17 protein-coding genes, 1 other RNA gene and 1 pseudogene are annotated in these 19881 nt (G+C 65.8%); 6 read left to right on the forward strand and 13 right to left on the reverse strand.

The window, feature by feature from the left end; translation table 11 throughout:
• The 5 genes from dnaX to ubiD form a co-directional block, all read right to left on the reverse strand.
• The coding region (dnaX, locus tag B2R83_RS21765; protein WP_292044931.1) for a DNA polymerase III subunit gamma/tau at nucleotides 1-1194 on the reverse strand (1194 nt) is incomplete at its 3' end.
• Nucleotides 1195-1246: 52 nt separating this feature from the next.
• On the reverse strand, nucleotides 1247-2716 hold the full coding sequence (locus tag B2R83_RS21770; RefSeq protein ID WP_292044932.1) for a methyl-accepting chemotaxis protein: 1470 nt from the start codon (nucleotides 2714-2716) through the stop codon (nucleotides 1247-1249).
• A gap of 228 nt (nucleotides 2717-2944) precedes the next feature.
• Nucleotides 2945-3043: signal recognition particle sRNA small type (gene ffs / locus B2R83_RS21775), an RNA gene on the reverse strand.
• A gap of 51 nt (nucleotides 3044-3094) precedes the next feature.
• Nucleotides 3095-3781: a type 1 glutamine amidotransferase domain-containing protein gene (locus B2R83_RS21780; RefSeq protein ID WP_292044933.1), complete on the reverse strand. Its 687-nt coding sequence runs from the start codon at nucleotides 3779-3781 to the stop codon at nucleotides 3095-3097.
• 78 nt (nucleotides 3782-3859) lie between these two features.
• A complete protein-coding gene (gene ubiD, locus B2R83_RS21785) occupies nucleotides 3860-5344 on the reverse strand; it encodes a 4-hydroxy-3-polyprenylbenzoate decarboxylase (protein WP_292044934.1) in 1485 nt (494 codons plus the stop codon).
• Between the two features lie 632 nt (nucleotides 5345-5976).
• Here ubiD and B2R83_RS21790 point away from each other — a divergent pair.
• From B2R83_RS21790 to B2R83_RS21800, 3 genes are all read left to right on the forward strand, one after another.
• Complete coding sequence (locus tag B2R83_RS21790; protein ID WP_292044935.1) at nucleotides 5977-6729, forward strand: transglycosylase SLT domain-containing protein; 753 nt, start codon at nucleotides 5977-5979, stop codon at nucleotides 6727-6729.
• 247 nt (nucleotides 6730-6976) lie between these two features.
• Complete coding sequence (locus tag B2R83_RS21795) at nucleotides 6977-7594, forward strand: hypothetical protein (protein ID WP_292044937.1); 618 nt, start codon at nucleotides 6977-6979, stop codon at nucleotides 7592-7594.
• A gap of 449 nt (nucleotides 7595-8043) precedes the next feature.
• The gene (locus B2R83_RS21800) at nucleotides 8044-8271 is read left to right on the forward strand and encodes a hypothetical protein (RefSeq protein WP_292044940.1); all 228 of its coding nucleotides are present in this window, start codon (nucleotides 8044-8046) and stop codon (nucleotides 8269-8271) included.
• 89 nt (nucleotides 8272-8360) lie between these two features.
• Here B2R83_RS21800 and nusB read toward each other — a convergent pair whose 3' ends face one another.
• The 3 genes from nusB to ribBA all read right to left on the reverse strand — a co-directional run bounded on the left by nusB (nucleotide 8361) and on the right by ribBA (nucleotide 10610).
• Nucleotides 8361-8831 (reverse strand): transcription antitermination factor NusB, encoded by a 471-nt coding sequence (gene nusB, locus B2R83_RS21805; RefSeq protein WP_036216485.1) that lies wholly within the window; start codon nucleotides 8829-8831, stop codon nucleotides 8361-8363.
• 127 nt (nucleotides 8832-8958) lie between these two features.
• The gene (ribH, locus tag B2R83_RS21810) at nucleotides 8959-9438 is read right to left on the reverse strand and encodes a 6,7-dimethyl-8-ribityllumazine synthase (protein WP_027866171.1); all 480 of its coding nucleotides are present in this window, start codon (nucleotides 9436-9438) and stop codon (nucleotides 8959-8961) included.
• 65 nt (nucleotides 9439-9503) lie between these two features.
• On the reverse strand, nucleotides 9504-10610 hold the full coding sequence (gene ribBA, locus B2R83_RS21815; RefSeq protein WP_027866172.1) for a bifunctional 3,4-dihydroxy-2-butanone-4-phosphate synthase/GTP cyclohydrolase II: 1107 nt from the start codon (nucleotides 10608-10610) through the stop codon (nucleotides 9504-9506).
• Nucleotides 10611-10964: 354 nt separating this feature from the next.
• Between ribBA and B2R83_RS21820 the strand changes: the two are divergent.
• The 3 genes and pseudogenes from B2R83_RS21820 to B2R83_RS21830 all read left to right on the forward strand — a co-directional run.
• Nucleotides 10965-11255 (forward strand): annotated as a pseudogene (locus tag B2R83_RS21820) (response regulator); the annotation flags it as partial.
• Nucleotides 11256-11383: 128 nt separating this feature from the next.
• Nucleotides 11384-13522, forward strand: a complete 2139-nt coding sequence (locus B2R83_RS21825; RefSeq protein WP_292044944.1) for a putative bifunctional diguanylate cyclase/phosphodiesterase — start codon at nucleotides 11384-11386, stop codon at nucleotides 13520-13522.
• Between the two features lie 92 nt (nucleotides 13523-13614).
• Nucleotides 13615-16530 carry a M16 family metallopeptidase gene (locus B2R83_RS21830; RefSeq protein ID WP_292044946.1) on the forward strand — a complete coding sequence of 972 codons (2916 nt, stop codon included), beginning with the start codon at nucleotides 13615-13617 and terminating at the stop codon, nucleotides 16528-16530.
• 1 nt (nucleotide 16531) lies between these two features.
• On the opposite strand, the gene B2R83_RS21835 is transcribed toward B2R83_RS21830, so the two are convergent.
• The 5 genes from B2R83_RS21835 to B2R83_RS21855 form a co-directional block, all read right to left on the reverse strand.
• Nucleotides 16532-17158 carry a riboflavin synthase gene (locus B2R83_RS21835; protein WP_292044948.1) on the reverse strand — a complete coding sequence of 209 codons (627 nt, stop codon included), beginning with the start codon at nucleotides 17156-17158 and terminating at the stop codon, nucleotides 16532-16534.
• A gap of 5 nt (nucleotides 17159-17163) precedes the next feature.
• Complete coding sequence (ribD, locus tag B2R83_RS21840) at nucleotides 17164-18282, reverse strand: bifunctional diaminohydroxyphosphoribosylaminopyrimidine deaminase/5-amino-6-(5-phosphoribosylamino)uracil reductase RibD (RefSeq protein WP_292044952.1); 1119 nt, start codon at nucleotides 18280-18282, stop codon at nucleotides 17164-17166.
• 78 nt (nucleotides 18283-18360) lie between these two features.
• Nucleotides 18361-18930 (reverse strand): GspH/FimT family protein, encoded by a 570-nt coding sequence (locus B2R83_RS21845; protein WP_292044949.1) that lies wholly within the window; start codon nucleotides 18928-18930, stop codon nucleotides 18361-18363.
• The gene (locus B2R83_RS21850; RefSeq protein WP_292044951.1) at nucleotides 18927-19376 is read right to left on the reverse strand and encodes a type IV pilin protein; all 450 of its coding nucleotides are present in this window, start codon (nucleotides 19374-19376) and stop codon (nucleotides 18927-18929) included. The genes B2R83_RS21845 and B2R83_RS21850 overlap by 4 nt, the downstream gene beginning before the upstream one ends.
• On the reverse strand, nucleotides 19376-19881 hold a 506-nt coding region (locus B2R83_RS21855), incomplete at its 5' end, for a pilus assembly protein (RefSeq protein WP_414674461.1). The genes B2R83_RS21855 and B2R83_RS21850, both read right to left, overlap by 1 nt.

Genomic DNA, 19881 nt, shown 5'->3' on the forward strand with positions numbered 1-19881 from the left:
ATGGCTGGCGGCGGCCACCGCCGCGGCGCGCGCGGCCGGCGTCTGACCCGGCGCCGAGGCGGCCGGTGCGCTTGGTGGCAATTCGGCGCCGCCCTGCCCCGGACGGAAGGCCAGCATGCGCAGCAGGGTCATGGTGAAGCCCGCGTATTCGTCCGGCGCCAGGCCGATCTCGTTGCGGCCGTGCACGGCGATCTGGTAATACAGCTGCACTTCCTGCGCATCGAAGGCCTGGGCCAGGCGCAGGATGTCGTTCAGTTCCGGCAGGTCCTGCGGCACCGCCGAGGGCACCGATTGCGCCAGCGCGATACGGTGCAGCAAGGTGCCGAGGTCCTGCAGCGCGCCGTTATACGACAGGCTGCGGCTGGCCATCTCGTCGGCCACCGCCATCAGGTCGGCGCCGTCCTGCGCCAGCAGCGCGTCCAGCAGGCGCACCAGGTAGGACTGGTCGAGCGCGCCCAGCATGCCCTGCACCGCATCCAAGGTAACCTGGCCGGCGGCATAGGCGATCGCCTGGTCGGTCAGCGACAGCGCGTCGCGCATCGAGCCGTGGGCGCCTTGCGCCAGCAGGCGCAGGGCCGGCTGCTCGAAGGCCACGCCTTCCTGGCCGAGGATGTTTTCCAGGTGGCCGACGATGTGGCCGGGCGGCATCTGCTTGAGGTTGAACTGCAGGCAGCGCGACAGCACCGTGACCGGGATCTTCTGCGGGTCGGTGGTCGCGAGGATGAATTTCACGTGCGGCGGCGGTTCCTCGAGCGTTTTGAGCATCGCATTGAACGCGTGGTTGGTGAGCATGTGCACCTCGTCGATCATGTAGACCTTGAAGCGCGCGTTGCTCGGCGCGTACACCGCCTGCTCCAGCAGCTGGGCCATCTCGTCCACGCCGCGGTTGGACGCCGCATCCATCTCGATGTAGTCGACGAAACGCCCGGCATCGATCGCACGGCAGGCCTCGCACACGCCGCAAGGTTCGGCCGTGATCCCGCCCTGCCCGTCCGGGCCGACGCAGTTGAGCGACTTGGCCAGGATACGCGACAGCGTCGTCTTGCCGACCCCGCGCGTCCCCGTGAACAGGTAGGCGTGGTGCAGGCGGCCGGTCCTGAGCGCATGGGTCAGGGCACGGACGACGTGCTCCTGGCCGACCAGCGTTTCGAAGTTCTTGGGACGGTATTTGCGGGCGAGGACTTGATAGGACATGCCGGGATTTTACCGCAGTTGGCGACTGCCGCGAACATTCCGCGGCAGTGCTTTATGGCAACTGCAGTAAATCTTCAGGCGCCCGGCCGCCTGCCGCGGCCGCCTGCGGCCGCCCCAGGCGGAAGGCGCCCACTACGTGCGCCAGGTGCTCGGCCTGTGCGGCCAGCCGCTGCGCGGCATCGGCGGCCTCCTCGACCCGTCCGGTATTGCCGCGTGTAAGGGCATCCATGTCCTGCATGGCCTGCCCGATCGCGGCGATGCCGCCGGCCTGCTCGCGGCTGGCGCCGCTGATCTCGGCGATCAGGCTCGATACCTTGTGCACGCCATCGACCACCTGCTCCATGGTCTGGCCCGCTTGTTGCGCCAGGGCGCTGCCGGCGCTGACCTGCGCGCTCGACGCTTCGATCAGCTCCTTGATTTCGCGCGCCGCCGTCGCCGAACGCTGCGCCAGGCTGCGCACCTCGCCGGCGACGACTGCGAAGCCACGTCCCTGCTCGCCCGCGCGCGCGGCCTCGACGGCGGCGTTCAGCGCCAGGATGTTGGTCTGGAAGGCAATGCCGTCGATGACCGAGATGATGTCGCCGATCCGGCGCGAGGACGCGTCGATGGCCTGCATCCTGTCGACCACCTGCGCCACCACCTGGCCGCCGCGGGCCGCGACTTCCGACGCGCTGCCGGCCAATTCGTTGGCAAGCCGCGCATGCTCGGCATTCTGGCTGACCGAGCCGGTGAGCTGCGCCATCGACTTCACAGTGGCATGGATGGCCGCGGCCTGTTCGCCCGTACGCGCGGCCAGTTCCGCGTTGGTCCTGGCGATCTCGGACGAGGTCGCGGCGGTCGCCTGCGCGCCGCGCTGTGCCCGTCCCATGGCCTCCTGCAGCAAGCCGACCACGCCCTGCAGCGCGCGTCCGCTGTTGCTCGACGCCGGCAGCAACTCGGGTTCGAGGCTGATCGTGCCTTCTTCTCCCCGCATGAGCTTGACGCTCGTGCTCAATTCGGCCGACTGCAGCGCGTCGCGCCGCAGCAACCGGGCCAGGTAGCACAACAGTGCGCTCTCCACTACGACGTAGCCGGCGTGCACCAGCACCATGCCGAGACCCGGCTCGGCCAGGCATCGCACGCCGAAGCCGAGTTCCTGCAGGTAGTTGAACAACAGGTGATGCAGCGCCACGACCGCGGCGGCCACGACGATGACCGCCCAGTCGCGGTAGCACAGCAGGAAAGCGAGCAGGACGAAGATACCGAAGTGCAGCTCGGTTTGCCCGGCGGCCTGGTGAATATGCAGCGCACTGAACACCATGAGCGCCACGGCCACGCTCATCCGGCTGGCCCGGCTGCCGCCTGCGAACAGCATCAGCGCCGTCGGAATGCCCGCCGCCGGCAGGCCGACCAGCAGGGCCCAGCGCAGGGTGTCGTACATGCTGGACAAGGCAAGCGCCATCGCGAACAGCCCCCAGAGGATCCCCACCATCAGGCGATCTGCACGCAGATAGTGCTGGTGAAGCGAGACGCGATTTTCCATGATCAGCAAACTCCGTATGTACGATACGTGAGATTGAATCAAGAAAAGTGCCCCAAGGCAACACCTATCGTCAATTATGACAATTTATCGCGCAATTCTGTCAACCGAATGCAACAATTGGTGAGAATGTCTGAGCCGGTCGCAAAGAACACCACGAAAATGACGAGCGCCAGCGCAAGGGAACGGAGACCCTGTGGGGAGAATACGAAGGGGGGGAAAGAAGAAGGAAGAGGCGAGCCTGATCTGCGGCACTTGCGGTGAACGGCTTTGGCTGCTTCGTTCCCGACCTGACCAGGTAAACCATGCCACAATGCGCAGGGGCCCGCCAGCAAGCATTATACCCGACCCCACCGTTTTTGGGGCCGGATCTTGCGAAGGCTATGCGCGATCCTTCAGCAAGGCCATCAAGGCATGCGCGCCCGCTTCGGAGGACGCCGGATTCTGCCCCGTGACGAGCAGGCCGTCGGTCACCACGTAGGGCTGCCAGTCATCCGTCTTGCTGTACTGGCCACCATTTTTCACCAGCATGTCCTCGACCAGGAAAGGCACCACCCCGGTGAGGCCGACAGCCTCCTCCTCCGTATTGGTGAAACCGGTCACGCGCTTGCCCTTGACCAGGAGGTCGCCGTCCACTCCCCTGACCTGCGCCAGCACGCCCGGGGCATGGCACACCGCGGCCACCGGTTTGCCGGCGGCGATCATGGCCTCGATCAGGCGGATCGAATCGGCATCCTGGGCCAGGTCCCATAGCGGGCCGTGGCCGCCGGGATAGAACACGGCGTCGAAGTCCTGCGCGCGCGCGCCCGACAGGGTGACGGTATTCGCCAGCGCCCCCTGGGCCTGGGGATCGGCGCGAAAACGCCGGGTCGCCTCGGTCTGGGCATCGGGCTCGTCGCTCTTCGGGTCGAGCGGCGGTTGTCCGCCCCGCGGCGAGGCCAGCGTCAGGGTCGCGCCGGCATCCTTGAATACATAATAGGGAGCGGCGAACTCCTCCAGCCAGAAACCGGTTTTCTTGCCGGTGTCGCCGAGGCGGTCGTGCGAGGTCAGCACCATCAGGATGTTCATCGGGCCTCCATGTGCGTGGTGGTCAAAATGGCAGTCTAGCCGTCCCTCGCCCCACGCGCCGCACGGGAGTTCGCCGCCCTACAGTCCCAGCGTCCCCCAGATGTCGTCCACGCGCGCCTTGACTTCCGGCGTCATGGCGATCGGCGTGCCCCACTCGCGATTGGTCTCGCCCGGCCACTTGTTGGTGGCGTCGATGCCCATCTTGCTGCCCAGGCCACTGATCGGCGAGGCGAAGTCGAGGTAGTCGATCGGGGTATTGTCGACCATGACCGTGTCGCGGGTCGGATCGACCCGGGTCGTGATGGCCCAGATGACTTCCTTCCAGTCGCGCACGTTCACGTCCTCGTCCACCACCACGATGAACTTGGTATACATGAACTGGCGCAGGAAACTCCAGACCCCGAACATCACGCGCTTGGCGTGACCCGCGTACTGCTTCTTCATCTGCACCACCGCCATCCGGTAGCTGCAGCCTTCCGGCGGCAGATAGAAGTCGGTGATCTCGCTGAACTGCTTCTGCAGCAGCGGGATGAAGACCTCGTTCAGCGCCACGCCCAGCACCGCCGGCTCGTCGGGCGGCTTGCCGGTGTAGGTCGAGTGGTAGATGGGGTCGCGCCGCATCGTGATGCGGTCGACGGTGAACACTGGGAAGCTGTCCTGCTCGTTGTAATAGCCGGTGTGGTCGCCGTACGGACCTTCGAGTGCGTGCTCGAAGCCGGACGGGTGGTTCGCGTCCGGGTAAATATGCCCTTCCAGCACGATCTCGGCGGACGCCGGCACGCGCAGCTCGCTGCCGATGGCTTTGGTCAGCGCGGTGCGCTGGCCGCGCAGCAGGCCGGCGAACTGGTATTCGGACAAAGCGTCCGGCACCGGGGTGACGGCGCCCAGGATGGTGGCCGGGTCGGCGCCCAGCGCCACCGCCACCGGATACGGCTTGCCCGGGTTGGCCAGCGCGTGCTCGCGGAAGTCGAGGGCCCCGCCGCGGTGCGCCAGCCAGCGCATGATCACCTTGTTCCGGCCCAGCACCTGCTGGCGATATATTCCTAAGTTCTGCCGTTTCTTGTGCGGTCCCTTGGTAATCACCAGGCCCCACGTAATGAGAGGGGCAATGTCGCCCGGCCAGCAGTGCTGGATCGGCAGGCGCGCCAGGTCGACGTCCTGCCCTTCCCAGACGATTTCCTGGCAGGAGGCGCCCTTCACTTCTTTCGGCGCCATGTCCCATACCGCCTTGACCAGCGAGCCCAGGCCCATGATGTCCTTGAAGCCCTTGGGCGGCTCCGGCTCCTTCAGGCGCGCCAGCACGTGGCCGATCTTGCGCAGCTCGCCCACGTCTTCCGCCCCCATGCCGAGCGCTACCCGGCGCGGGGTGCCGAACAGGTTGCCCAAGACCGGGATCGTGTGACCGGTGGGCTTCTCGAACAGCAGCGCGGGTCCTTCGGCGCGTAGCGTGCGGTCGCAGATCTCCGTCATCTCGAGGTGGGGCGACACCGGTACGCCAACATGCTTGAGCTCGCCCATTCGCTCGAGCTGAGCCATAAAGTCCCGCAAATCTGAATATTTCATCAAGTTTTGATCGTAATCTCGTCAGTAGAAGCTTGTTCAAGGCACCATGCCAAGTAGCTGATTTAGCAAGACTTTTCAAAATTTCGTCTCGGAAATCAGAACTAAAAGTAATAAGAGCGGATCGTGCTAGGGTTGACTTGGTATAAGTGAGCCACTAGAATCCGTCCTACTTGATGAGGCAGGCAGTCTTTCTGACATGATTTTAGCTGTTCTCATGCATTCACGGGGTCGGGGCCCCACATGACATTTTGAGGAGTGTTTTCACTGGGCGTCTGCCCAATCCCCCGAGACAGTTGTTGAGCCACTGGTTCCACCCGCACGGGTTTCAAAGCAGCCAGCTGTAGCAAAGCAATGACGGCGTTAGTCGGCCGCAAGGCGGCGACCTACGATATTTCTGATGCACGGCATTCAGTAACCCGACGCAGCGCACATCTCCCTGGAGACGCTGTGACAGGGCTGCTTTTCGCCGCGACAAGGGGAATTCGATGATCAATCGTTTCATCACGAGCGCAAGGCTCGTGCAAACCATGGCCAGCCAGCCAGTCACGTGGTCTTCCGTGAGCAAAACGGCACGCGGTGTACTGAATACCGCACGCAACACCCTGACCGTTTTCGGTCTTTCGGCAATCGCAATGCTTGCGCTGCTCTATACCAACGAAGACGTCGCCAAGCGCGTCTCGGACATGCTGCATCCGGAACCTGAAGTCGTGGTCGTGGCCAAGGCCGCACCGGCGCCGGTTGTCGCCGACGTCGCCGAAGCCGTCGAAACCACCCATGCCAGTGCCCAGCACCTCGGCAACAGCAAGCAGCAGCAATGGGTCACTTCCTGGCTGAGCAAGCGCTACCGCGTCGCCAGCGACGCCGCCAACATGCTGGTCTCGACCGCCTACATGACGGCGCACGAGGTCAAGCTGGATCCGCTCCTGATCCTGGCCGTGATGGCGATCGAATCGGGCCTGAACCCGTTCGCCGAGAGCCCGATGGGCGCCAAGGGCCTGATGCAGGTCATGGCCAAGGTCCATCACGACAAGTTCGAACAAGTGGGCGGCCAGCAGGCGGCCCTGAATCCGGTCGCCAACATCAAGGTGGGCGCCCTGATCCTGAAGGATTACGTCAAGCGTACCGGTTCGGTCGAAGGCGGCCTGAAGACCTACGTCGGCGCGGCCGACCTGGAAACCGATTCGGGCTATGGCGCCAAGGTGCTGGCCGAATACAAGAAGCTCAAGCAGGTTGCCAAGGGCCACAAGGTCCCGACTACCAATCCGCGTCCGCTGCCGGCTACCACGCTGGTGAAGCAGGCTCCCGCAGCCAGCCCGACCGAGACGCCGGCCGCCGCGCCGGCGAAGGCCGAGAACCACGGTTCGGAAGCGCTGGCGACCCTGTAAGCTAGGCGAAATCACTCCTCACGGCCACCGCTTGCGGTGGCTTTTTTTTGCTCGGACGGGTGCTGCCGCAGCAATACATAATCCTCTTAAGTTCCCAGAATAATAGTTTTTTGTTAATTGACTTTTGAGCAATAGTAGCGATACTCTTCCATGGCAAGACGAAATATTCATAAATTCGCCGCACTGCCGCCCGGAACTCGCATGCTACCGTGCGATTTCGGAGGCATGATCTTCTTGGGGAGATGCCATGCGCTTTTCTATCGTTCCACTCATCTTGGGGCCGCTTGCGCTCGCGCTTGCTGGCTGTACTTCGCCTCTCACACGGAGCGCGATCACATCGAATCTGGTGCAGGAAGAAGCGCATAACGCATATCTCCTCCTGAACATTGCGCGTGCCCAGGAGCGGATGCCAATGCACTTCACCCAACTCGACGTCGTTCGCGCCGGGCCGGGTGGAATTCCATTCGCGGGGTCGACCCTTGGATTCGAATGGCTACAAGGGAGCCTCAATGAAGCATTCAAGCCGTCGATATCGCTAAACGCGGGCGTCGATACGGTCAGTTTCGTTTCTCAAAACTTTACACGTGGAATCACAACGCCCGTCGACCCGAAACTGCTGGCCTATTTCGCTAATCAAGGTTGGCCGCAAGCGATGCTCCTGCATCTTCTCGTCAGCTCGATCCAAGTGCTCGACGATAAAGGCGATGTCGTGAAAAGCTACGACAACAGTCCAGTCTCACCAAGCTTCAAGGACTTTCAGGAGGTCGTAACTTCTCTGCAGCAATGCCGCTTATCACTTTCCGAACACAAAAAAGCCTACCTTCTACAGTGCTGCAATACCGGTTTCCGCCATGACCGACATTGAGCAACTGAGCGCAGCAAAAGCTGCTGGCCTCGTTCCGATTCCAACGAATAAAGATGGGACGACAGAAAATGTCAGTGACCCGCCTGCGTTTGTTCGGCTTGGAATACTTACCTCCGAGTCCCGCCTCAGATTTACTCAAGCAGAGACGCCATCCGGCAAGGACACCTCGGCGGTATGCGAAATCGCCTATCCTAAGCAGGCTGCCGTGATATCGGGTGAGCAAACCAATCCGCGCACCCTCTCGGCGGAGTTCAAAACCATGAGCCAGCGCGAACCGCCGGCGCAGGCTGCGGGAGGCAAGAAGCAGGCAAGCTCGTTCAATCTGGTCCTGCGGTCAACGCAATCCATGTTGTACTACTTGGGTGAGCTCAGTCGATGCCAAAACCCGGACACTGGGGGGGAAGCTGGATACAAGGTGCCAGGCACAAAGCTTACCTGTCAAGATTCCCTTGGCCGACAAGTCGGCAAAGCTGTTCGACATGGTGCTGGGGCCGAAGCAACCGGATGCAGCCATTTCAGTGCCTTACAAGGGACAATATTTGACCGTTCTCGGATATCGGCCTGGTGAGCGCGAAGACCGTAGCGTCCAGACTCTCTCGCTGCTTTCGCTCGTTTTCTCCCTGCAAAATCACTCGGGCGATGCGCCCTCGATTCGCAACGTGCGCGTGATTCCCTGACCTCCCGCGGGGGGCAGCGCAAATAGAAAAAGCCACCGGGCATCGCCACGGTGGCTTTCTCTTTCTATATATATATAGAAGACCTGCTATCAGCGGCGCGCGTCCGCCCCCACCTCGTCCGGACGCAGGGTCGAGGCCAGCTTGTCCAGCACGCCGTTGACATACTTGTGGCCGTCGATGCCGCCGAAGGACTTGGTCAGCTCGACCGCTTCGTTGATGACGACGCGGTACGGGATTTCCGGATGGTTCTTCAGCTCGTAGGCGCCCAGCAGCAGCACGCCGTGCTCGATCGGCGACAGCTCGGCCACGCCGCGGTCGATCAGCGGTGCGATGACTTCGCGCAGCTCGACCGAGGTGGCGATGGTGCCGTTCAGCAGTTCGCTGAAGAATTCGCCGTCGGCCTTGTCGAAGCCGTGGGCGCCGCGGATGTTGGTGACGACCGTGCGGGCCGGTTCGTTGTTGAGCAGCCATTGGTACAGGCCCTGCAGCGCGAACTCGCGCGCGCGGTGGCGCGGCGTGCGGTTCTTGCTCGGGTTGGCGTGCGTGGTCTTGTCGGTCATGTGGTTTCCTTTACTGCTTATTCTTAGCGCGCCTAACAATTCCCCCCATGGCGGCGTTGCATCGTCTCGCCGTACTATCGTACTGTCTTCGACGATGCGCCTTGCCCTGGGGGTTTTGTTAAGCGCTTTATTCGTCTTCGGCCTGCAGCTCTTCCAGTGCGAACAGCAGGTTCGACATCTCGACCGCGACGCGCGCCGCATCGGCGCCCTTCTCGGCCATGCGGGCTTCGGCCTGCTCGTCGTTTTCGGTGGTGAGGATGGCGTTGGCGATCGGCATGCCGTAGTCCAGGCCGATGCGGGTGATGCCCGCGCCCGATTCGTTCGATACCAGCTCGAAGTGATAGGTCTCGCCGCGGATCACCGCGCCCAGCGCGATCAGCGCGTCGAACTGCTGGGTCTCGGCCATCTTCTGCAGCGCCAGCGGCACTTCCAGCGCACCCGGCACCGTGATGTGGAGGATATCCTCGTCGGCCACGCCCAGGCGCTTCAGTTCGGCCAGGCAGGACGACAGCAGGCCGTGGCCGATGTCGGCGTTGAATCGTGCCTGCACGATGCCGATGCGCAGGCCTTCACCCGCCAGATTGCTTTCAAAAGTTCCTACCGTCATGGCTGACCTCTTCTTCTCGATTGGTATGTATATAGTAGTGTGATTTTATGTCCGGGCGCGCCGCGTCAGGCGGTGGGCTGCGGCAGGTAGCCGGTGACTTCCAGGTCGAAGCCCGTCATCGACGGCATCTTGCGCGGGTTGGCCAGCAGCTGCATCTTGCCGACGCCGAGGTTGCGCAGGATCTGGGCGCCGATGCCATAGGTGCGCAGGTCCATCGAGGCCGCGCGGGCGCTGCGGGCGCTGGTGTCGCGCGGGGCGAACTGGGCGAACAGCTGGTCCGCGGTCTCGCCGCAGTTCAGCAGCACGATGGCGCCCGAATCGCCGCCCTTGATCGCCTTCATGGCCGAGGCCAGGTCCCAGGAGTGGGTCGAAGCGCAGTCGCCCAGCACGTCGAGGATCGACACCGGCTGGTGCACGCGCACCAGCGCTTCCTTGTCGCGCGACAGTTCACCATGCACCAGGGCCAGATGGGCCGCGCCGCTCGGCTTGTCGCGGTAGGCGACCAGCTTGAACTCACCGTACGGAGTACTCAAGGGGCGCTCGGCCACGCGCTCGACCAGGCTTTCGTTCTGGCTGCGGTAATGGATCAGGTCGGCGATGGTGCCGATCTTCAGTTTGTGCTCCTTGGCGAACTCGATCAGGTCCGGCAGGCGCGCCATGGTGCCGTCTTCCTTGATGATCTCGCAGATCACCGAGGCCGGGGTCAGGCCGGCCATCTCGGTCAGGTCGCAGCCGGCTTCGGTATGGCCGGCGCGCATCAGGACGCCGCCCTTCTGGGCGCGCAGCGGGAAGATGTGGCCCGGCTGGACCAGGTCGTCCGGCGTCGTGCCCTTGTTCACGGCCACCTGGATGGTGCGCGCGCGGTCGGCCGCGGAAATGCCGGTGGTCACGCCCTCGGCCGCTTCGATCGACACCGTGAAATTGGTGCCGAAGGAGGTCCCGTTCTTCGACGTCATCATCGGCAGCGCCAGTTCGTCGCAGCGCTCTTCGGTCAGGGTCAGGCAGACCAGGCCGCGCGCATGGCGGATCATGAAATTGATCGCTTCCGGAGTGACGAAATCGGCGGCAAGCACCAGGTCGCCCTCGTTTTCGCGGTCTTCTTCGTCGACAAGAATGACCATGCGCCCGGCGCGCAATTCGGCAACGATTTCCTCGGTGCTGGAGATAGACATACGAATTCCTTGAAACGGATTTTGCACAATCCGCTATTTTAAAGGATTTACCGCCTTTCAACCGAAGCACTGGCGATCCTCTTCAACACAACACTGTGAGTTCGTCAACTTACGTTGCCATCAAGCAACATGCAACAATGTGTGTATTTTCATGCGGTGAGAATTGCTAAGCTAAGTTTCCGACACGCAACAAAGAGCGTGTTCAAGCACGACTCGATTATGATAAAAACATTGCGGCCGCATGTGCCGCCGAGGCCTTTCCCCGGCGCTACGCGGCCATCTCCTGGAGTAGACATGGCGGTCGTTCCGCATTCGCTCAGTCGCAGTCCGCTTTCGCAAGAAAGGCAGGACTGAATGGCTACGATCCTGATCGTCGACGACCGGCCGAGCAACCGCGCCTTCCTGAACGCCCTGCTCGGCTTCACCGGCCACCGCCTGCTGGAGGCGGAAGACGGCGCCGAGGCGCTGGCGCTGGCGCGTGCCCAGCGTCCCGACCTGATCATTACCGACATCCTGATGCCGGTCATGGATGGCTATGAGCTGGTCCAGCAGCTGCGCCAGAACCCCGACCTGCGCGGCATCCGCGTGATCTTCTTCTCCGCGGTGTATGCCGAGCGCGAGACCAAGGCGATGGCGGCGCGCAGCGGCGTCGCCACCGTCCTGCCCAAGCCGGCCGACCCGCAGCAGATCCTCGACGCCATCAACCTCGAGCTGGGCGTGCTCGAAGGCGACCCGCCGCTGCCGGTGCCGGAGNNNNGGACGCCGCACGGCGCGTGCTGCATGCCGATTTTGCCGCGCTGTGCCTGCTCGACCGGGGCGAACGCGGCGTGCGCCACCTCGACACCTGGGCGCTGGCGCCCGAACTGCTCGCCTCGCACGCGCTGGACGAGGGCCAGCTGCCCGGCATGCTGCTGCGCGCCAGGGCCCCGCTGCGCCTGGCGCAAGGCGATCCCCTGCTGGGCGGCATGCCGTCCTGCCATCCACCCATGGGCAGCTTCCTCGGCCTGCAGGTGCACGACCTGCAGCATCCGCACGGCTGGCTGTACTGCGCACGCCGCCCGGGCGCCCCCAGCTTCACCGACGAGGAAGAGCGCTGGGCGACCGCGCTGGCCGCCCAGCTCGCGGTGGCCTATGAAAACCTGAACCTGTACGACGTGGTGCAGCGCCACGCCACCCAGCTGCAGCTGGAAGCCATGGCGCGCGCCGACGCCGACAAGGCCCTGCGCGAGAGCGAGCACCGGCTCGAGCTGGCGCGCCAGGTCTTCGACAGCACCCAGGAAGGGATCCTGATGACCGATGCCGAGGCGCGCATCGTCGCCATCAACCCGGCCTTCGAGCAGATCACCGGCTACCGCGAATCCGAGATACTGGACCGGAACCCGCGCATCCTGCGCTCGGGCCGGCACGACGCCTCGTTCTATCGCGACATGTGGCATCGCCTGGAACAGGAAGGCCAGTGGCGCGGCGAAATCTGGAACCGCCGCAAGAACGGCGAGGTCTACCCGGAACGCCTCAGCATCAGCGCCGTGCACGACGAATCCGGCAAGCTGACCGCCTACGTCTCGGTCTCCACCGACCTGTCGGCGCTGAAGGCGGCGCACCACCAGCTCGACTTCCTGTCCAACCACGACGCCCTCACGCTGCTGCCGAACCGCTCGCTGTTCAATGACCGCCTGCAGCAGGCAATGGCCGCCGCGCGCCTGGGCGACGGCCAGCTCGCAGTGCTGCTGTTTAACGTCGACCGCCTCTCGCGCATCAACGACAGCCTGGGCCATGCGGCGGGCGACGCCGTGCTGCGCGAGGTGGCGCGCCGGGTCGGTGGAATCGCCGGCCCGACCGACACCCTGGCGCGCCTGTCCGGCGACGAATTCGTCCTGCTGCTCACCAATTGCAAGGACAACGACGACATCATCCTGGCCGCGCGCCGCCTGATCGACGCCATCGCCCAGCCGCACTCGGTGGGCGAGCACGACGTGGTGGTCACCGGCAGCGTCGGCATCAGCATCTTCCCGCGCGACGGCAACGCCCCGGGCGACCTGCTCAAGGCCGCCGACGCCGCGCTCACCGAGATGAAGGGCGCGGGACGCAACGGCTTCCGCTTCTTCAAGGGCGAGATGAACGCCCAGGCGCTGCGCTGGCTGGCGCTGGAGACGCGCCTGCGGCGCGCGATCGAGCGCGACGAACTGGCCCTGCACTACCAGCCCCAGGTCTCGCGCATCGACGGCAGCGTGGTCGGCATGGAAGCCCTGCTGCGCTGGCGCAGCGAGGAGATCGGCACGGTCTCCCCGGCCGACTTCATCCCGATGGCCGAGGACACGGGCCTGATCCACCCGATCGGCGAGTGGGTGATCCGCCAGGCCTGCCTCCAGAACAAGGCCTGGCAAAACGCCGGCCTGCCGCCGGTGCGGGTGGCCGTCAACGTCTCGGCCAACCAGTTCAAGTCCGGTTCGGTGAGCACGGTCGTGCGCAAGGCCCTGGCGGAGAGCGGCCTGGCGCCGCGCTACCTGGAGGTGGAGCTGACCGAAAGCGTGATGCTCGGGGACAGCAGCGTGGCCGAGACCGAGATGGCCGAGCTGCGCGCCCTGGGCGTGTCGCTGTCGCTGGACGACTTCGGCACCGGCTATTCCTCGCTCGGCTACCTGTCGCGCTTCCCGCTCGACAAGCTGAAGATCGACCAGACGTTTGTGCGCAACATCACCACCGAGCAGCGCAGCGCGGCCATCGCCCAGGCCACCATCGCGCTGGCCCAGGGCCTGTCGCTGTCGGTCGTGGCCGAGGGCGTGGAGACGATCGGGCAGCGCGACTTCCTGGGCCTGATCGGCTGCGACGTGATGCAGGGCTACCTGTACAGCCGCCCGGTGACGGCGCACGAGATGGCCGCGCTGCTGGCCAAGGGGCGCGTGGCGGTGTGAGATGCCCGGTTTGACATGCATATACGACTGTGCAACAGTTTCCTGGGGTGTGCGCGGTAGAATGCGTGCTCATCCCTAGAACTGGATCCCCGATGAGCAAGAATTTCATGCGCGGTCTGTGCGTGGCCGCGCTGCTCTGTGCGCAGGCGCTGGCCGGCCATGCCGCCGCGGCTTCCGCGAAGCCCGCCGCCAAGGCCAGTGCCGGTGCAGCGGCGCCGCTGCGCCTGGACGCCCCGATCCCGGTCGGCCCGCAGGTCAAGGTGGGCAAGCTCGCCAACGGCCTGAGCTATTACATCCAGCGCAATGCCCGCCCCGAGCGCAAGCTCGAGCTGCGCCTGGTGGTCAAGGCCGGCTCCATCCTCGAAGACGAGGACCAGCGCGGCATGGCCCATTTCGTGGAGCACATGGCCTTCAACGGCTCGACCAACTTCCACAAGCATGAGCTGGTGTCCTACCTGCAGTCGATCGGCGTCGGCTACGGGGCCGACCTGAACGCCTATACCTCGTTCGACGAGACCGTCTACATCCTGCCGATCCCCACCGACAAGCCCGAGCACGTGGCGAAAGCCTTCCAGGTGCTGGAGGACTGGGCCCACGGCCTGCGCTTCGACCCGGATGCGGTCGAGAAGGAACGCGGCATCGTGCTGGAAGAGCTGCGCCTCGGCAAAGGCGCCTCGGACCGGATGAGCAAGCAGATCATGCCGGCGATCTTCAACGGCTCGAAGTACGCCGAGCGCCTGCCGATCGGCACCGAAGAGGTGCTGCGCAGCTTCAAGCCGGACGCCCTGACCCGCTTCTACCGCGACTGGTACCGCCCCGACCTGATGGCGGTGGTGGCGGTCGGCGACATCGATCCGCTGCAGGCCGAACAGCTGGTGAAGCAGCATTTCGCCCACTTGAAGAACCCGGTGCCGGCGCGTCCGCGCGCCTATGCCGAGATCCCGGCGCGCCAGGCTACCCAGGCCCTGGTGGTCACCGACAACGAGGCCACCGGCAATGCGGTGCTGATCCGCTACCCGGTCCAGCCGGTGGTCGAAGCCGGCACCATCCGCGCCTACCGCGACGACCTGGTGCAATCGCTGTTCTCCGCCATGCTCAACCAGCGCCTGCAGGAACTGTCGCAGCTGCCGGAGCCACCCTTCATGGGCGCCAGCAGCTCGCTCGGCAAGCTGACGCCGCGCTACCGCTCGTACAACGCCTCGGCCGCGCTGGGACCGCGCGGCGCCGAAACCGCGCTCACCGCCCTGGTCGAGGAAAACGAGCGCGCACGCCGCTACGGTTTCGGCGCGGCGGAACTGGAGCGGGTCAAGAAGAGCCTGATGCGCAACTACGAGCAGGCCTGGAACGAGCGCGCCAAGAGCGATTCCGGCACCTATGCCGCCGAATACATCCGCAACTTCCTGCAGCAGGAGGCGATCCCCGGCATCGACGCCGAATACCGCTACGTCAAGGAGCTGCTGCCCGGCATCACCCTGGACGAGGTCAATGCCTACGCGCGCCGCACCATTCCGGCGGACTCGGGCAAGCTGGTGCTGTACACCGGCGTGACCCGCCCCGACACCCCGAAAGGCGCGCAGCTGCTGGCGGCGGTGGCCGGCGCCGAGCGCGCCGAACTCCTTCCGCACGACGAGAAGGCGGTGGCGGCGCGCCTGATGGAGCGCCCGCCGAAGCCCGGCAGCATCGTGGCCGAGTCGCATGACAAGGCGCTCGGCCTGACCCGCCTGACGCTGTCGAACGGGGTCAAGGTGATCCTCAAGCCGACCGATTTCCGCAACGACCAGGTCTTGATGAGCGCCGCCCGCTTCGGCGGCCAGAGCCTGTTCGGCGACCAGGACATCCTGAATGCGCGTTTCGCCAATGCGATCGTGGCCAGCATGGGCGTGAAGGACTTCACCCCGCTCGACATGCGCAAGATCCTGGCGGGCAAGGCGGCCCAGGTGAACGTCGGCCTGGCCAACTACACCGACGTGGTGGTGGGCGCCTCGGGCGCGACCGACATCGAGACCATGCTGCAGCTGACCTGGCTGAAGTTCCAGGGGGTGCGGCGCGACGAAGACCTGTTCCGCTCCTACGTCGGCAAGCAGGTCGAGCAGGCGCGCAACCAGACCGCGCAGCCCGGCGCGCGCTTCGGCGACGCGGTGATGGCGGCGCTGTACAACATGCACCCGCGCGCGCCGCGCACCCTGAAGGCCGAGGAATACGAGCAGATCGACCTGGATCGCAGCATCGACATCTTCCGCCAGCGCTTTTCCAGCGCCCGCGACCTCACCTTCATCCTGGTCGGCAGCTTCGACGTAACGGCCCTCAAGCCGCTGCTGGCGACCTATCTCGGCAGCCTGCCGACGCCCGAGCTCACGGTGGCCTACCGCGACGTCGGCCTGCGTCCGGCGACGGGCGTGGTCAAGCGCGAGGTGCGCAGCGGCTCCGAGCCGAAGAGTACGGTGTCGCTGACCTTTACCGGCAAGGCCGAGTTCAGCGAGGCCGAACAACTGCGCCTGGCGGCGCTGCTCGAGGTGCTCAACCTGCGCATCATCGACGTGCTGCGCGAAAAGATGGCGCTGATCTACGGCGGCGGCGCCTCAGGCGTGCTGAGCAAGATCCCATACGGGAATTACTCGATCGGCGTCACCCTGCCGACCGGGCCCGAGAATGTGGACAAGGTGATCGCGACGACCTTCGCCGAAATCGCGCGCCTGCAGGCCGAGGGGCCGGACATGGCCGACCTCGACAAGGTGAAGCGCAACTGGATCCAGAACCACCGCGGCTCGCTGCGCGAGAATGGCTACTGGCTGTCGCACCTGCAATCGGCGCTGAGCGAAGGCACCGACCCGGGCGCGATCCTCGAGGTCGAGAAGCAGGTGCAGGCGATCACAGGCGAAGAGATCCGCGCTGCGGCACGCCGCTACTTCAACCAGCAGAACTACGTGCAGGTGGTGCTCAATCCCGAACAACAGGCCGCGACGGCGGTGGCGGCCTCCGGCGCCAACAGCGCGGCGCCGGGCGGCTGAATCAGCCCCTGGCCGACAGCATGCGCTCCACGTAGCGCGCGATCAGGTCGATCTCCAGGTTCACCTTCGACCCGGCCTTCAGGTGCTTGAGGGTGGTGACCTCGATCGTGTGGGGGATCAGGTTGATCGAGAAGCGGCACACCTTGCCCGCCTCGCCTACGACATCCTCGACCCGGTTGACGGTCAGCGAGACGCCGTTGACCACCACCGAACCCTTGTAGGCCAGGAATTTGGCCAGCTCGGCCGGCGCGTCGATCACCAGTTCGCGCGACTCGCCCACCGGCTCGAAGCTGTGCACGGTGCCCAGCCCATCCACGTGGCCGGAAACCAGGTGCCCGCCCAGGCGCTCGGCCAGGGTCAGCGCCTTTTCCAGGTTGACTTCGCCGGGGGCTTCCAAGCCCACGGTCTTGCTCAGGCTTTCGCGCGAGACGTCCACGGTGAAGGCCTGGTCGGTCTTGGCGACCACGGTCATGCAGGCGCCATTGATGGCGATCGAGTCGCCCAGCGCGACGTCCGCCAGGCCCAGCGGGCCGGCATCGACTTCCAGGCGCACGCCCGCGAACGAGCCGCCCTCCAGCGGGGTGACCGACGTGATGTTGCCGACGGCGGCGACGATTCCAGTAAACATACGGCTTATTCCTCAGTGTGTTCGGTGTGATCAGTGTTAATTTCGGGTTGGGCGAAGCGGGCCAGGATGCGGATGTCTTCGCCGACCCGCGCCAGGTCGTGGAAGCGCAGCCGGCGCTGGTCGCTAAGCTTCGCCAGCGGCGACAGCGCGAACATGCCCTGCCCCGGCCCGATCAGGCTCGGGGCCAGGTAAACCAGCAGTTCGTCGACGCAGCCTTCGCGCACCATCGACGCATTCAATTTCGAACCGGCTTCCACGTGCACTTCGTTGATCTCGCGCCGGCCGAGTTCGCGCATCAGGGCCGGCAGGTCGACCTTGCCCGTCGCATTCGGCAGCAGGATGACTTCATGGCCGGCCGCACGCAGCAGCGCGGCCTTCTCGGCGCTTTTTTCCTGCAAGTCGAGGGCGGCGACGATCCAGCACGGCTCTCCCTGCAGGATGCGCGCGCCGAGGTCGATCTCGAGCCGGCTGTCGACGATCACGCGGCGCGGCGGCAAGGGGGTGTCGATGCCGCGCACGGTCAGCTGCGGGTCGTCGGCCTTGACCGTGCCGATGCCGGTCAGGATCGCCTGCGCGCGGGCGCGCCACGCGTGGCCGTCGGCGCGGGCCTCCGGGCCGGTGATCCACTGGCTTTCGCCATCGGCCAGCGCGGTGGCGCCGTCCAGGCTGGCGGCGACCTTCAGGCGCACCCAGGGCAGGCCGCGCCGCATGCGCGAGAAGAAGCCGATGTTCAGCTCATGGGCCTGCTCGGCCAGAACGCCCGAGGTGACGGCGATGCCGGCCGCCTCCAGCTGGGCCAGGCCGCGGCCGGCGACCAGCGGATTGGGGTCGAGCATGGCGGCCACCACGCGCTTGACCCCTGCTTGTACCAGCGCGTTCGAGCATGGCGGCGTGCGCCCGTAATGGCTGCAGGGCTCCAGCGTGACGTAGGCGGTGGCGCCGGCCACCTCGTGGCCGCGCTGGCGCGCGTCGCGCATCGCCTCGATCTCGGCATGCGCCTGCCCGGCGGGCTGGGTGTGGCCGGCGCCGATCACGACGCCGTCGCGCACGATCACGCAGCCGACCCGGGGATTCGGCGCCGTAATCAACATGCCTTTCGCCGCCCAGGCCAGGGCCAGCGCCATGCCGTCGGTATCGTTGTGAATCTGTGCCGTGTCGTTTGCCAAGGTATTCCGTTCCGCTATCGAGCCCGCAGCCGGGAGCTAGGGCGGCGCCTGGGCGCCGTCGCAGCCATCGTCGCGCGCCGGGTTGCACTGACGTACGCGTCCGAGCATGTTGATTTTAATACGCCGGGTGTGCCCACCGTGGAAGATGGTCAGCGTACCGAGCCGCGACGCGCCGCTGTTGCTGTCGCTGCAGCTGCGTCCGGCGCCATTGTAGGCGATGTACTGGGGCGGCGCTGACTGGGTGAAGGAAAAGTCGATGCGCAGGCCTTGCGGCAGCGGCCCGTGGACGGCCAGTATCTCATCAAGCGTTCCCGGCTGGCGGTCGCCGTCGCGGTCGATGAAGACGGTCCAGCCGCGCGACCAGTCGGCCCCGGCCGGGTCGCGCGGCACCAGCTTGACCTGTTCGTTGCGGGCGATCGCCTGGGCCCGCGTATGCAGGATGGCGTCATGCAGTTCGCCGGCCGCCGCCCTGATCTGCTGGGAAGCCAGCAAGGCGTGCAAGTCCGGCGCGGCGACCGCGAAGGCCACGGCGGCAATCGCCAGCACCACGGCAAGCTCGGCCAGGGTGGCGCCCTTGGCGGCGCGGCTCTGGACGGGGCCGCTCATGGCCAGCAGCGCGGCCCGCTGCCGCTCGCGCCCTGAGCACCGGTGCTGTCCAGGCGCAGCTCACCGCAGTCGGGATCGCTGAAGCCGGTGTCGACGTTCGCGGTGCCCGGCCGGGCGCGCAGCGCGATGCACTGGCTGATCGCCTGCCCTTCGCAGGCGCGCCCGTCGAGCTCATAGGCGCTGTCCTGCGGACGCGAACCTAGCCACCAGCGGAACTGGCGGCTGTCCGCATCCTGCGAGGCGACCGAGAACGCCACATAGGTATGGTGCAGGGCGCGGTACTGTTCCTGGCGCTGCATGGCGTCGACCAGCGCCAGCTGGGCCTCGACCCGGCGCGCCTTGACCACGTGGCGCGCATACCCCGGATAGGCGATCGCGGCGAGGATCGAGACGATCGCCAGCACGACCAGCAACTCCACCAGCGTGAACCCACGACAGCGCATCATCATCCCTCCGTTCCCGCCGCCACGGCCTCGTGCCAGTTGCCGATCTCGCGCCAGCCTACCCGGATGCCGGGTCCGCCCGCCGTGCCCGGCAAGGCGGGCGGCGCGGGGGCCGGCGCTTGCGGGTCTGATTCTTCTGCCGGACCGGCCGGCAGCTTGCGGTAATAGGCCTGCAGCGCCACCTGGGTGGTCGCCGCGCTGCCGAAGCCGAGCGCGCTCACCCGGTACAGCAGCGCGCCGCTGGCTGCCGGCATCCGTTCGATCAGGTAGCGCGGCGCTTGGCCTGGCAGCGCCCCCTCTCCCACGGGAAGCAGCGCGCCGGTGAAGGTCCCGAGCGGGACCGCCGGGCCGTCGTCGTCCGCCAGCAGGGCGAATACCGCGCGCGCGTCCGGCGCGTGTTCGCACAGGCCGTCATAGGGCCTGCCGCCGCCGCAGCCGGGGGCGAACACTGCCGGCGTGGCCTGCGCCAGCGCGGCGGCGCGCGCCGAACCCGGATCCGCGCCACCTT

Origin of the sequence: Massilia sp. UBA6681 (genome assembly GCF_002454935.1) — a bacterium.
Classification (GTDB): Bacteria; Pseudomonadota; Gammaproteobacteria; order Burkholderiales; family Burkholderiaceae_D; genus Telluria; species Telluria varians.